At 59.2% G+C, this 13,404-nt stretch carries 11 protein-coding genes; all 11 read right to left on the bottom strand.

The genetic code is table 11. The features are described from left to right. Positions 1-471, bottom strand: coding sequence for an acyltransferase (locus tag DFR24_RS25215; protein ID WP_281280212.1), 471 nt, complete (start codon positions 469-471; stop codon positions 1-3). Between the two features lie 206 nt (positions 472-677). After that, positions 678-1,976 (bottom strand): O-antigen ligase family protein, encoded by a 1,299-nt coding sequence (locus DFR24_RS21680; protein ID WP_133883559.1) that lies wholly within the window; start codon positions 1,974-1,976, stop codon positions 678-680. A 129-nt stretch (positions 1,977-2,105) separates the two neighbouring features. Then, positions 2,106-3,197: a glycosyltransferase family protein gene (locus DFR24_RS21675; protein WP_133883558.1), complete on the bottom strand. Its 1,092-nt coding sequence runs from the start codon at positions 3,195-3,197 to the stop codon at positions 2,106-2,108. A 112-nt stretch (positions 3,198-3,309) separates the two neighbouring features. Beyond that, positions 3,310-5,142 carry an asparagine synthase (glutamine-hydrolyzing) gene (gene asnB / locus DFR24_RS21670; protein WP_133883557.1) on the bottom strand — a complete coding sequence of 611 codons (1,833 nt, stop codon included), beginning with the start codon at positions 5,140-5,142 and terminating at the stop codon, positions 3,310-3,312. Positions 5,143-5,144: 2 nt separating this feature from the next. Next, positions 5,145-6,677, bottom strand: coding sequence for a lipopolysaccharide biosynthesis protein (locus DFR24_RS21665; RefSeq protein WP_133883556.1), 1,533 nt, complete (start codon positions 6,675-6,677; stop codon positions 5,145-5,147). A 1-nt stretch (position 6,678) separates the two neighbouring features. After that, positions 6,679-7,791 (bottom strand): DegT/DnrJ/EryC1/StrS family aminotransferase, encoded by a 1,113-nt coding sequence (locus DFR24_RS21660; protein WP_133883555.1) that lies wholly within the window; start codon positions 7,789-7,791, stop codon positions 6,679-6,681. 87 nt (positions 7,792-7,878) lie between these two features. Further along, a complete protein-coding gene (locus DFR24_RS21655; RefSeq protein WP_210772334.1) occupies positions 7,879-8,325 on the bottom strand; it encodes an acyltransferase in 447 nt (148 codons plus the stop codon). 32 nt (positions 8,326-8,357) lie between these two features. Beyond that, positions 8,358-9,419: a Gfo/Idh/MocA family protein gene (locus tag DFR24_RS21650; protein ID WP_133883553.1), complete on the bottom strand. Its 1,062-nt coding sequence runs from the start codon at positions 9,417-9,419 to the stop codon at positions 8,358-8,360. A 164-nt stretch (positions 9,420-9,583) separates the two neighbouring features. Beyond that, positions 9,584-10,690, bottom strand: coding sequence for a GDP-mannose 4,6-dehydratase (gene gmd, locus DFR24_RS21645; RefSeq protein ID WP_133883552.1), 1,107 nt, complete (start codon positions 10,688-10,690; stop codon positions 9,584-9,586). A 43-nt stretch (positions 10,691-10,733) separates the two neighbouring features. After that, positions 10,734-11,666 (bottom strand): GDP-L-fucose synthase family protein, encoded by a 933-nt coding sequence (locus tag DFR24_RS21640; protein ID WP_133883551.1) that lies wholly within the window; start codon positions 11,664-11,666, stop codon positions 10,734-10,736. 21 nt (positions 11,667-11,687) lie between these two features. Continuing rightward, the gene (locus tag DFR24_RS21635; protein WP_133883550.1) at positions 11,688-12,815 is read right to left on the bottom strand and encodes an MraY family glycosyltransferase; all 1,128 of its coding nucleotides are present in this window, start codon (positions 12,813-12,815) and stop codon (positions 11,688-11,690) included. Positions 12,816-13,404 lie beyond the last annotated feature (589 nt).

Genomic DNA, 13,404 nt, shown 5'->3' with positions numbered 1-13,404 from the left:
CTATGAGACGGAACGAACGAAGCGAGCCGGATTTCCTGCCACGACGCTGTCGGCAGCCACATCCCGCGTCACGACGGACCCTGCCCCCACGATGGACCTGGCACCGATCCTGACCCCACGAAGGACGATGGATCCCGCTCCTATCCAGGCGTCGTCCTCAACCACGACCGGCCGGTCGTCCAACGTGATGTCCTTGGGATGGCCCCGGGTAAGGATTGCTCTGAACTGCTGGTGCCGCGCTTCGGGATCGATCGGATGGGTGAGATTGTCAAAGATATTGACGTTGTGCGCGATCAACACTCGATTCCCGATCTTTATCGACGCTCCCGACCAGATTCGGGTGCCCGGCCCGACGTAGCACCATTCTCCGATGCTGATACTTCCACCGTGCGCAAATACCATCAATTCGCCGCGAACAACGGTGGATCCGCCGATCGTTATCAAATTGCTATCGCCGCGCAGATTTCCCACGCGAGCTTCAGCTGCGAGCCGCGCAGAGGGCGCCATCACGCAAGTCGCACGGCCAATGCATCTCTGAAGCCAATAATGAACGTTCATATCGTAAAAATCGCATATCACAACCTGATGGGTTCATCCCTATTCGGATGACGCCGTTGAAATCTCTGCACACGATAGCCGCATCTTTGGCGAAGCGTGGAACGTCGGCACTGCTGGCATTACGACGCCGCATCCCCGAGCGAGCGGTCATTTTTCGTGCTCAAGGACGTCCTCATTCCGAACATTAGTATTAAACACAACCATAGCAGCGTCGATCCGTACAGCGACCCGCTAGTGACAGAAATAATAAGGCTCTGGACGAACAACATTCCTAACAAGTTGCTTCGTGTTCCGATCAGATGCCAGCCAACCATAGCGCCTCGACTAACGATCAGCACGAACATCGATGCCAACGGAATCCCCAATGCCATCGCCGCTTCCACAAATACATTGTGAGGATAGTGGCCCGACTTCAGTTCAACCGATGAACTCCCGACCCACGGGGATGCGACGATCTGCTGCAGACTATCGTTCAGTAGAACAACCCGTTCGAGCGTCGATAAATCTTCTTCAGCACCAGAGATTCGGCTTAATAGCGGGAGTTCGTTGAATGTGGAAAGCAGGAGAGCAATCGGAACAGAGACCAACAAAATCTTGATCAGATGCCCCCGGCGGACGGCCCAAATTGCCAGGGCAAAAATTAGCGCTACTGCAGGGCCCTTCGACCCTGTCTGAAGCAAAACCAGTAGCAGCCCGGCCATCACGAACACCAGTAGCGCGCGAAGCCTGCGCGTGCTCGCTTCGCATAAAACGGCTCCGCATAAAATCCCGCTCGCCGCAAGATGGCCAAGAGATATCGGGTTCAGTGACTCGGTTGACAGCCGGCCCGTAGTCGACGTCAGTTCGGAATATCCGAAAGCCCCGAGCCAGTCGCCGACCAGGCTCATTGCGCACCCGAGAGAGCAGGTCATGAATCCTGCCCAAGCATATCGGCTCTGGTCGAAAGTATCGGATTTCCACAATGCGAGTGCCGGAAGGACCGATCCGGCGATGAAGTATTGCATCGAATAGTCGGCGCCTTCGATGCCGTCCACGAAGTAATCGTGGGAAAGCCTGAGGAGATAGCAAGCCCAGATGAACAACATCCCGAGCCTCCAAGGATCAAGCCTTATTCGACGAAACAGATACAACCCCGCCACGGCATAAAGTGCCACCACCACTCGAAATAGAATCGACAGCGTCCTATTTTCCAAGTGCGCTAGCGCGGCTATATTCCCGATAATGGGATACCCAAATTGAGCAAGTGCAAATAGCCAGGCACCAAAACGCGCGCGCCTTTTTACATCACTGGGGATAATTTTTGGCATCGCGAAATGTGATTCTTTCCTATCGACAATCATCGATCCAGGTGAAGCCATGCCGCGCCCCATAACCCTCTCAACCTTGCAGACGGAATTTCGGCCTTCGTACGCCGTCATCGCCGGGAACTCTCACCCTATTTCGATAGGCTTCTGCTCATGTCACGTCTCGTCATCCACAATGGATGGCTCGGCTTCACTTAGTTGCGTCGATTATCGGAAGGCCGAGCGCCCCCATTTTTTCGTTGATCATATTTCAGAAATCAATTGCTGAAAGCGTTTCCATTGCATCGCCTTGCTGTAGTGCAGGCTTAAAGCTTCGTGGCCGCGCGCTGCCATCACGCGCCGTTCTTCCGGCGAATCAATGGCCCGTCGTATCTGATCTACCGCCTGACTCGCGCTCTTGTAGGCTCTGAAATTTGTTCCGTCAATCATGTGCTCAGGATAGCGACCGTCGTCGGAGATCATTAATGCTCCGCTGCCCATCGCTTCGAAGCAGCGCATATTCCCACGATCCTCACCAGCCATATCGACCGCGCCGTTCAATACGATTTTGGATTGCGATAAAAGCTTGTAAAGCGATCGACCGAACACAGGCTCTCCAGATACTGCAGAGATGTCTTTAGGTCGTCGATGTGCAGCTAAGGGCAGCATCTTCCCTAGCGCACTCTCAGCTAGGCGAGTCAATCGCGAACGATCGAGTCTGAAGTCGACGCGTACTTGACCCCGAAGCTCGGAAACCGCGTCGAGTATCGAAGCCCGTCGCTTGTGATGACGGCTATATCCGCCAACAAACAAGACATCAATCGGCCTTTCGGTATTGCTAGCGTACGCGTCGAGTTCTGGATCGTGCGCGGGGGAGAAGTAAGCGGCTTTCCATCCCAAAGATTTGTAGTGTTGAAGGATGGTCGGAAAATTGCAGACGATCCTGTCGTACGCTCCGAAGTCTGCGCCGGGCGACGGCGCAGCGCGCCAGGCGATCGATCGTTTTACACAACCTGGAAGGCGCCGAACGAATTGGCTTCCGAAGCGCATAGGGTCCATGTTGTAGAAAACCTCGGATCTTTGGTGCTCGATCTGGGCTAACAGGATTTCTTCATTGTCGGCTTTTGATCGCATGCCTTGCTCTCTGGCCCACATGCGCTGGATGTCGGAATAGTCGCCAATCGTGAAGAACGACTCCGGATCTCGCGAGAGCACAGGTGTCAGGTAGTGGGGTGCTCCGAATCGATCATCCAGGAATGTCTGGATGTAGCTCGAAAAGTCGCGGCTACCCTTGCTCAACATGGCTAGACGCGGAAAGTACGACGGATAAAGACCCACGTTCTGAAACAACCTCATGCGGAGCTCCTCCTTGATGAATCTCAGCTTTCGAGTTATGAATTCCGTCACGCTCTGTCCAACAGATTTCGACTCGACTCCGCCGCGCTGATTTCGCTTTTTAAGGGGTCAATTATTGATCGAGTAGCCAGCGCAAATTTGCGTACGGCCACAGGCGACTGGCCCGCTCCCAGTTCCACGCACGATTCCCGTTCAAGGAGTTGACTCGCCGGAGCAATGCACCTCGATCAACCATGTCATCGAACTGCGGATGAGGCTTGGCCAGCAGCGCGCTCATCCATTGACCCAGCGATCCGTTCAGCCATTCGGGCATCGGCGAGTTGAAGCCGACCTTTCGCTGAGACACGCGGATACTTTCCGGCATGCGCCCTTGCATCGCGTGACGCGCGATCGCCTTGCTTCCGATCGGGTCGATCTTCGCGGCGTCGGGAAGGGACATTACGTAGCAGACCAGTCGCCAGTCCATGAACGGCATTCGAACCTCCACGCCATGCGCCATGGACAGCCGGTCGAAGTTACGGAGAATCGTCGGGAGGACGGTCGAGTGAAACATCCGGTATAGCCGCCGATTGAACATCCCCCATTCCGCCGGCAGCGCGTCGAGCTCTGCCGGGATTTCCAGTGCGCGAGGAGCGCGGATCGAAGAACGCCTCAGGAAACTGAGGCCACGCGCAGACAGCCACGCCAGCTTGGCGTCATCGAGTCGGTGCGAAGCAGCTTTGGATGCGCCCGCCGCTCTTGCGAGCGCATTGCGTACAGCGAAGCCCACACCCTCACCTCCCTGACGGTAGCCTCCCATCAGTTCGTCGGCCCCATGCCCGTCGAGCGACACCAGTGTGCCGCGCTCCCGAAGCCGCCGATAAATCTGCCACGGAGCTGCGGGCAGGCTGATGTAGATATCGTCGAGATCGCGAAGGATGCAGTCGATCATCGATGGATCTTCGGTCTGGCTCAGATCGATCACATGTGGGGTCACCCCCGCATGCCGTGCAGCTTCCAGCGCCTGCGGAGTCTCGTCATGAGCGCGCCCCGGGAAAGAGGCAATGAATGCGTGACGCCAATCCCCGGCCTCCCGGCGGCGCTGCCCTTCCTGACGTGCCACCTCTTTCATCTCGCACACGATGGCGCTGGAGTCGAATCCACCGCTGAGGCAAGTCCCGATGGTCACGTCGCTGCGCATCCGCAGCCGGATCGAATCAGTGAAGAGTTCGTGAAAGCGGTCCGCCTGGGCACGCGCGGTCCGAGGTGGCTCCACCAAGTGGTCCGTCGTACGCCACCAGCGCCGCACGCTCAGACGCCCATTTCGCCAAAGCGCACTGTGCCCCGCAGGGAGACGATGAACCTCTTTATGGATCGTTCGCGAGCTTCCCTCGACAGCGAACGGATCGAACAGCAGGCGCTCCACGACGGGCGCGTCGAGGTGCCGTTCCGTCACGACCTGCAATAACGCGCGCTGTTCCGAGGCAAACGCCATCCGCCTGTCGCCGGTGGTGTAGAGCAGTGGTTTGATCCCGAAGCGATCGCGGGCGAGAAACAATTCGCCCGTCGTCGAATCATGTATCGCCAGCGCCCACATTCCGTTGAAGCGCGGAAGCATGTCCTCGCGCCATTCGCGCCACGCGGCAAGAACAACCTCGGTGTCACTGTCCCCTCTGAACGTGTGGCCGCGCTTGACGAGCTCGTCACGCAATTCCAGAAAGTTGAAGATTTCGCCGTTGTACACGATCGTCGTCGTGCGGTCGGCGCTGAGCATGGGCTGGTGGCCCGCCTCACTGGTGTCGAGGATGGCGAGTCGCCGATGAACCAGCCCAACCCGCTCGTCCGCACTGACCCAAAACCCTTCGCCATCGGGGCCACGATGAGCGAGGCCTCGTGCCAGCACTGTCAGATCCTCGCGCCGCACTGGAGGGCCTTGATGGACCGCAATGCCTGCAATTCCACACAAGGTCAGCTACTCCCTCGGTCGACTTGATGCCTTTTCGAGAAGACCTCTCTGATCAGGGAGCGGCCTTCGAACGAAGACGCCGCGAGCGCGAGGCTCGCTGCCAGCACCAGAATGGCCGTCGCGCAGTAGAGCAGCACCAGCGAGACCCATCCATGAGCGCTGGGGGCGAACGACTGCACCGCCCATGCGAGCGTGAGCGCGGCAATCAAAGGCACGAGCGTGGCCATCAGAATGCTTCCGCGCTCCAGATGTCCTTCGAAATGATCCAGGGCGGAGTGAACTGCCGCCGCGAGACGAAAGGTATTGCCCACCACGTATGCGACACCTGCTGCCAGAGGGCCGAACCATACGATCAACGGAATGGTCAACGTGATCAAGATCAGGGAATGGTAAAGATTGATATACGCCAATCGCTGCGCCTGATCGGTCGCCATGGCGAGGAAGGAGAATACGGTGGCCGCACTACCAATCATTCCAGCACTGGCCAAAGTCCGCAGGATCGGCGCACCCACTTGCGCCGCGTCGTCGTCCACCCAGAGGGTAATGAGCGATCCCGCCCAGGGGATCAATGGCGCCAGTGCCGCGACGCTCACGAGGTTGACCGCCCAGCTCGCCCGGACATAGAAGGCAGCTCGAGACGCGGGCTCATGTGCGGAGGTGATGCTGAAATGAGGAAACAGGACCTCTGCGATTTTCAGGACACCGGCATGCACGACTTCCTGCAGTCGCATCGCCACGTTGTACTGTCCGACGATACCGAGGGGCGCCACCGCTCCGATCACATAGCGGTCCGCCTGGTTCGCCAGGCCACTGGAGAAACCGGCGATGCCCTGCCACCGCGCAAAATGAAAAAGCGAGTCGCGCTCCGCAGGCAACCAGCGCCTCGCTCTCATGAGCCAGGGAGCCTTGCTGCGCACGAACGCCCAGAGAACCACGAACTGGACAGCAAAGCCCGTCGCGGTCCCGCCCAGGAAGCCGGCGTCATTTCCGAAATGGCGGGACGCTGCAACGACGCAGCACGCGCTGGCGACAGCACCGATGACGTTCGCGGCGGCAAGCTTGGCCCAGCTTCGCAACGCTGCGAGAGTCGCTTGCAGCACGAAGCATCCTTGCTGGAACAACCAGGCTGCAAAGCCCAGTTCGAGAACGCCGCCGAAGCTGCGGCTCTGGCCGGGATCTGCCGCAAGCTTGTGCATGAGCAGGGGGCCGAACGTCGCGGTCAACACTCCTACCGCGAGACAGCCGATCAGCACCCCGGCCGTGGCTGCCGTGAATATTCTCGCGCAGGCCTCGTGATCACCCTGTTCAGCAGGCGACGAAAGATCACGAACGATGGCTTGACCGATGACGACACCGACAAGCGACAGGGGCGCCAGAATGGCCAGCGCAAGTCCCGCCGATCCAAAATTTTCCAGACCGATCGCGGTAATCGCGATCGGCAACGACACAAAATTCACCGCCAGTGAAATCGCGAACGCAGCGAAGTTCAGTCGCGATTGCAGGACCAGTTCGAATTTCTTGGGGGCAACTTCCATCTCACTGCCGGGCCTGGGTGAACTCGGCGATGGCGGCAACGACCCAGTCGATCTGCTCCGCAGTCATCTCGGGAAAGATCGGCAACGACAAGACGCGGCTCTGGTGACCGTAGGCATTGGGGAAGTCTGCTCCCGTATGACCCAGACGGGCGTACGCCGGGACAAAGGGCAGCGCCACGGGGTAGTTGACGACCGTCTGGACATCCCGCGCCGCAAGATGTGCAGCTAATTCATCGCGTCGTTCGTGTCTCACGACGTACAAGTGATAGACGTGCTCACAGCCTGCAGCCACGGTCGGTCTCGTGATGCCGGGTAGTTCTGCCAGGGCCCGGTCGTATTGCGCCGCAAGGCGTTGGCGCGCACTCGTCCAGGCCGGAAGATGCGGCAGTTTCACGGACAGGATCGCGGCCTGAAGCCCATCGAGCCGGCTGTTCACACCCTCTATGCGGTGATCACCCTTCGTCACGCCCCCATGCCGCGCGAGCATCGCCATTCGTTCCGCCAGACCGGCATCGTTTGTCGTCAGCGCGCCTGCATCACCCATCGCACCGAGATTCTTGCCGGGATAGAACGAGTAGGAAGCGGCCGCACCGAAACTGCCGACCAGGCGCCCCTTGTAGCGGGCCAGATGCGCTTGCGCGCAGTCTTCCAGCACCCACAAGCGATGCTTGGCCGCGATCTGCATGATCTTTTCCATGTCCGCCGGCTGCCCGTACAGATGGACAGGAATGATGCCGACGGTTCGCGGCGTAATCTTCTCCTCGATCCGGGCAGGATCGATGGTGAACGTATCGGCATCGGTGTCGCAGAAGACGACGTTCCCACCGGCTTGCGTGATCGTCTCGGTCGTCGATATCCAGGAGTGCGCCGGCGCGATCACCTCGTCTCCCCGACTCACGCCTAATGCCCTCATCGCGATGTAAAGGGAGTCCGTTCCATTTGCACACGACACGCAGTACTTGGCGTCGACCATCCTGGCGAAGGCATCTTCGAAAGCCTGAACTTTCGGTCCCCGAATGAACGCCGAGGTCGCGATGACGTCCGCTATCGCGGCGTCGATGCCCGACTTGATGGTGAGGTACTGTGCGTGAAGGTCAGCGAACGGTACGCGCATGGGATTTACGGGCTTCAATGGAGCCTTGAACATGAAAAGAAGGGCTGCAGTCGTAATGAAGCGCAGCCGCGGCGGGGCCCCACCATCTCAGGATTTTGGTACAAAACACCGCAGCCTGCGTGCTGGATTTCCCGCGTAGACGCCGGGGACATCGATGTCTCGCGACACGACGGCGCCGGCCCCAATAACGGTATCCGAGCAGATGCTCACCGGTAGAATCGTACAGTTCGAGCCGATCGATACCCGGTTGCCCACAATCGTGCGCTTCCATAAGGCCCGCTCGCCGTTGGCTGGGCCACCGGCGGAGAACAGATCGTTGATGAAGACGACGCCGTGCCCGATGAAGCAATCGTCGCCGATCTCCACCAGTTCGCAGATGAAGCTGTGCGACTGCACCTTCGTTCTCGCACCGATGACGACACCTTTCTGAATCTCGCAGAAAGGACCCACGAACACTTTCTCGCCGAGAGTGCACTCGTAGACGTTTGACGGCTCGACGATCCGCACACCGGCACCGCAGGAAACGTCGCGCACGGAGGCGCTCAATAGTTGTGGCCGCTGGGCATTCACTGGGCGCGCCCGAGTCGACACCGCTGGGGCTCGAATCGAAGGCGCACCTCTTGGCCAGTCTCTATTGATTCGTAAAGGGCAGAGATCAATTCCAGGCTTTTTCTCCCTTCCAGTCCGTCGACGAGCGCGGGCTGTTGCTTGGAGAGGCAGTCGATCACGTGCTCGTAATAGGCCTGATGCCCGAAGCCGTAAACATTCGGAGGATTGACCGAGTATCGCTCCATTACTTCAGCGTCGGAAGGCAGCGGATCCGAGAACTGCCATGTCCGGATCTTGTTCACCGAAAACCCTGCGATTTCGACGGCGCCCTTTTCTCCGAGAACGGAAAGCGAACCTTCCATGTCCTTGGGTCTCGCCGCCGTGGTCGCCTCGATGATGCCGAGCGCACCGTTGCGAAATTTCAGCGTCGCAACTGCCGTGTCTTCCGCTTCGATCCGGGCCAAGGCCGTCGTTGCCCTTGCATGCACGCTTTCGACATCACCCATGCACCATTCGAGCAGGTCGACGTGATGGCTCGCCTGGTTCGCCAGCACACCGCCGTCGTAACGCCAGGTACCTCGCCAGCTGTCGCCGTCGTAATAACTCTGGCTGCGAGCCCAGCGCACGCGCACGGTACCCAGCACGAGTTTCCCGAATCGACCCGAATCGAGTGCCTGGCGCAATTTCACGACAGGCAGGTTGAAGCGGTTTTGCTTGACTACGAAAAGACGTACACCGGCGGCATCGCAGGCACGAATCATTGCGTCTGCATCGTCGAGCAGCAGAGCCATGGGCTTCTCGACGATCACATGCTTTCGCGCACGCGCTACCGCAATGGCGTGCTCGGCATGCATGCCGCTGGGTGTAAGTACCGCGACGGCATCCATTCCCGGATGCGCGAGGAATGCCTCCAGATTCTCGTAGGGCCTGATGCCGAACTGCGTTGCATACGCCTCGGCGCGCTCCTTCTGGCGATCGCACGCTGCCACCAGGCGAGCGCCCGGAATGATGTTCGAGCCCAGCAGATCGGCGTGACGTTTGGATATCCGGCCACATCCAAGCAATCCGATATTCACCATTTTTAGTTCTTCAGTTATTTCTACCGCCGGAACTTCGGAGGATGGGCACCGACGGTGCGGCACCAACCAACCACCTACAGAAGCAATCGGCTTGAGCCTACGAGGCCCGAGACCGGGAAACGCAGCTGCCATGCAGCATTTCGCTATCCGTATCCATTGGCAATCTAGATTCGGAATCCGGCTGAAAGGACCAGCGCGTCGCGCCTTGCGGCGTGGTAGTCAGCTTCCACCATCTCCTTGACGAGCTCGGCCAGCGTGATCTTTGGCGTCCATCCGAGCCTTTCCCTTGCGCGGGTTGCGTCACCCAGCAAGGTCTCCACCTCGGCCGGCCTGTAGTAACGGGGATCGACCTTGACGATGACGTCTCCAACTTTGCAGCTCGCCCTGTCGCCCTGCACAGCAACCACGACACCGACCTCGGCATCTCCGTCGCCTTCGAAGCGAAGTTCGATTCCCAATTCTCTCGCAGAAAATTCGACGAATTGACGGACGCTGTACTGCACCCCGGTTGCAATGACGAAGTCCTCCGGCTTGTCCTGCTGGAGCATCATCCATTGCATCTCGACGTAGTCCTTCGCATGTCCCCAGTCTCTCAGCGACGAGAGATTGCCGAGATACAGGCAGCTCTGCATTCCAAGTGCGATACGTGCAATGGCCCGAGTGATCTTGCGCGTGACGAATGTTTCGCCGCGCACAGGACTCTCGTGGTTGAACAGAATGCCGTTGCACGCATAGATGCCGTAGGCCTCCCGGTAATTTACGGTGATCCAATATCCGTAAAGCTTCGCGACTCCGTAGGGAGAGCGGGGATAAAAGGGAGTGGTTTCCTTCTGCGGCGTTTCTTGCACCAGTCCGTACAACTCTGATGTCGAAGCCTGGTAGAAGCGCGTCTTGTCGACGAGTTTCAGGGTGCGGATCGCCTCGAGCAGGCGCAGCACACCAATCGCATCGGAGTTGGCCGTGTACTCGGGCTCTTCGAAAGACACCGCTACATGGCTCTGGGCCGCCAGATTGTAGACTTCGTCGGGCTGCACCTTCTCCATGATGTGAAGCAAGCTTGACGAGTCGGTGAGATCGCCGTGGTGCAGCACGAATCTCCGATCCGGTTCGTGCGGCTCCTGATAGAGGTGATCGACACGCTGGGTGTTTATCAGCGAGCTGCGCCGCTTTACACCGTGTACCTCGTAGCCTTTGGATAGCAGCAACTCGGCCAGGTACGAGCCGTCCTGCCCGGTGATCCCGGTAACCAGCGCGACTTTCCGGGAGCTCATTGGCCTCCAGCTCGTGATGACATCCGAATCGATCGATCGTTGATCATGGTGCGCTGTAAAAAGGGGCGGCCAAATAGGCTTGCTTTATTCCGTCGCGAAGACAGGTCTTCGCTGTCCATCCCAAGTCGGCGAGCCGGCTGACGTCCAGAAGCTTGCGTGGCGTGCCATCGGGCTTGCTGCTGTCGAAAACGATATTCCCCTTGAATCCCGTTACCTCCATGACCATTTCGGCGAGTTCCCGAATCGTCACGTCTTGACCGCAACCGATGTTCAACGGAGGACCGTCATAATCTTTCTTCATCAGGTAAACGCAGGCCTCTGCCAGGTCGTCAACGTGCAGGAACTCACGTCGCGGCCGCCCGGAACCCCACACGACCAGATCACGATCGCCCCGCCGACCCGCTTCATGCGCCTTCCGGATCAAAGCAGGCAAAACATGTGAATTCGCGAGATCGTAATTGTCGTTGGGCCCGTAAAGATTGGTCGGCATTACGCTGATGTACCGCCGACCGTACTGCTTCTGATAGCTCTCGCACATCTTCAAGCCGCTTATTTTGGCCAGCGCGTACGGTTCGTTGGTGGGCTCCAAGGGACCTGTGAGCAGATACTCTTCCTTGATCGGCTGTGGGCAGTCACGCGGATATATGCAGCTCGAGCCCAGGAACATGAGGCGATTCACGCCGGCCAGGTGCGCGCCGTGAATGATGTTGGTTTGCAGGACGAGGTTCTGATGCAGAAACTCTGCACGATAAGTGTCGTTCGCCTGAATGCCGCCGACCTTGGCCGCCGCGAGGAAAATGTAGTCCGGCTTTTGCTCTGACAAATACTTTGCGACGGCCTGCTGGTCCAGCAGATCCAGCTGCTCCCGCGACCTGGTCAGCAAATTGTTGTAGCCGTCGCTCTGCAACGCACGAACAATCGCACTACCGACCATCCCTCGATGGCCGGCCACGAAGATTGCTGCCTCTTTTTTCATCGCAGTATCGTAACCGCGAACTTACGAAGGAGGGAGCGTCCTCTCGGTTCGCTTGAGGGGCGATCTCGTCATCAGACGCGGAATTCTGAAGAGCACCAGCTTGCGGTAAATCACACCGTACGAGACTGCGAAAGCAGCGCAGAACACGATCAGCATGTGGCTCTGATCCCAGAAAACAAGCGCTGGAACCGCGCATAGAAGCGCGACCAGCCACAGATAGAGCGATGTCGTCGCGTTGCGGCGTGTTCGGTACTCACATCCGCGCGCCACTCCGTAATGCTTGACCACTCTCCTGAAAATCAGGGAGTGCAGATGCAGCGCGTCGGGTCTGCCCATTTCCGAAAGTCCATGCCGCGCCCGCCTGTACATCGAGAACAGCGTCTCCCATACCGGATGCATCACCAGAAGCAGCGGAAACCACGGCGAGACCTCCGGATGCCGGGCCACCAGCAGGATCGACAACAGCGCGATCAGGTACCCGAGAAGATAGGCGCCAGCGTCTCCGAGAAATATGCGACCGCTTGGGAAATTCCACACCAGAAAACCGATGGTCGAGGCGGCCGACAGGAGCGCCAGCCTGCAAACGAAAACGTCGTCCACCTGCCAGGCGACCAGCGCCAGCGAAAGGAACACCACGGTGACAAAGAACCCGCTGAGCCCGTTGTAGCCGTCGATGATGTTCACGGCGTGGGCAATGCCGGCGGCCGCTATGAGGGTGAGCACGAAAGCGGCTGCGGAGTACGTCACCAGGAAGCTGTCCACGTACGGAATGTCGAGCCGCAGGAGCTTGGCGTCCAGCAACCACCAGCCGAGCGCCGCGGAGACCATCGTGAGGACCAGGCGCGTCAGGACACCCGCCCGCCGTGTGATGTCTTCCATCAGTCCGATGCCGAACGCCGGCAGCACACAGACGACGAGCGCCAGGCTGGTATTCACCTCGGTCTGGGTCAGCCACGCGAGGATGAGCAGGCTGGTGGTCAGCGCGACGAAAATCGGCACGCCGCCCAGGCGGGGCACCCAATGCGAGTGGACTTTCTGGACCCCGACGCCCTCGTCGACCCCGAGCCCGTGATGTCGGGCGACGGCGATCGTTGCATGTGTCAGCCACACGCTCGAGACGAGCGCGACCAGGGCGATGAGGATCAGCATGCCGACTCAGATCTCCGGATATAACGCGGCAGGGTTATCAGCTTACACAGACATGCTGGCGACGTAGAACAGCCCCCCTCGCTCGCCTGATCGCCTTCATGGCAGATCGCTCCGGGCAAGCGGCTTGCAGGCTCTCTCGGCACCGTAGGCGGGCAATCACGGACCGAGGCCTGCGGCTCGCGTCGGGCACGCGCGCTGCTGGCGCCGGTCAAGTCGGAAAGCTCGCACAAAACCGCAGGAATTGGCTCCCGTTCTCGCAGCGCGGACGTTGGGGCCATCCCGCGGATCCCTCGAATCGACCCCGTTACTACGCCTGAGTACCCGATCCGGACGCGGAATCGTCAGCTCCGGGTCGGATAACGACGCCCTGAATGGGACGATTCCCAGACCCATGCGACCGCCGGCGGGGTTCGAGAAGAGCCTTTCGAAAATCAGCGCCAATCGATCGACGGCCAAAAAAACAGCCCGGCGTTTCGGCCGGGCTGCAGGTACCGCATACCGCTTATTGAATCTCAGGTTCCAAGGCGCGCCATCGCGGACGGCGTGAGGAACTTGTTGTAGACGTCCTCGCCTTCCATCGCGTACTTGC

The organism is Panacagrimonas perspica, from assembly GCF_004364935.1.
GTDB lineage: Bacteria > Pseudomonadota > Gammaproteobacteria > Nevskiales > Nevskiaceae > Panacagrimonas > Panacagrimonas perspica.
Note: the sequence above shows the minus strand (reverse complement) of the source record. Positions and strands in the feature narration are given on the sequence as shown.

What these genes read in the sequence shown, in the direction of transcription:
- DFR24_RS21680 (WP_133883559.1), bottom strand. Translation starts at nt 1,976, where the DNA reads ATGACGGCGTACGAAGGCCGAAATTCCGTCTGCAAGGTTGAGAGGGTT.
- DFR24_RS21675 (WP_133883558.1), bottom strand. Translation starts at nt 3,197, where the DNA reads ATGAGGTTGTTTCAGAACGTGGGTCTTTATCCGTCGTACTTTCCGCGT.
- DFR24_RS21665 (WP_133883556.1), bottom strand. Translation starts at nt 6,677, where the DNA reads ATGGAAGTTGCCCCCAAGAAATTCGAACTGGTCCTGCAATCGCGACTG.
- DFR24_RS21660 (WP_133883555.1), bottom strand. Translation starts at nt 7,791, where the DNA reads ATGCGCGTACCGTTCGCTGACCTTCACGCACAGTACCTCACCATCAAG.
- DFR24_RS21650 (WP_133883553.1), bottom strand. Translation starts at nt 9,419, where the DNA reads ATGGTGAATATCGGATTGCTTGGATGTGGCCGGATATCCAAACGTCAC.
- gmd (WP_133883552.1), bottom strand. Translation starts at nt 10,690, where the DNA reads ATGAGCTCCCGGAAAGTCGCGCTGGTTACCGGGATCACCGGGCAGGAC.
- DFR24_RS21640 (WP_133883551.1), bottom strand. Translation starts at nt 11,666, where the DNA reads ATGAAAAAAGAGGCAGCAATCTTCGTGGCCGGCCATCGAGGGATGGTC.
- DFR24_RS21635 (WP_133883550.1), bottom strand. Translation starts at nt 12,815, where the DNA reads ATGCTGATCCTCATCGCCCTGGTCGCGCTCGTCTCGAGCGTGTGGCTG.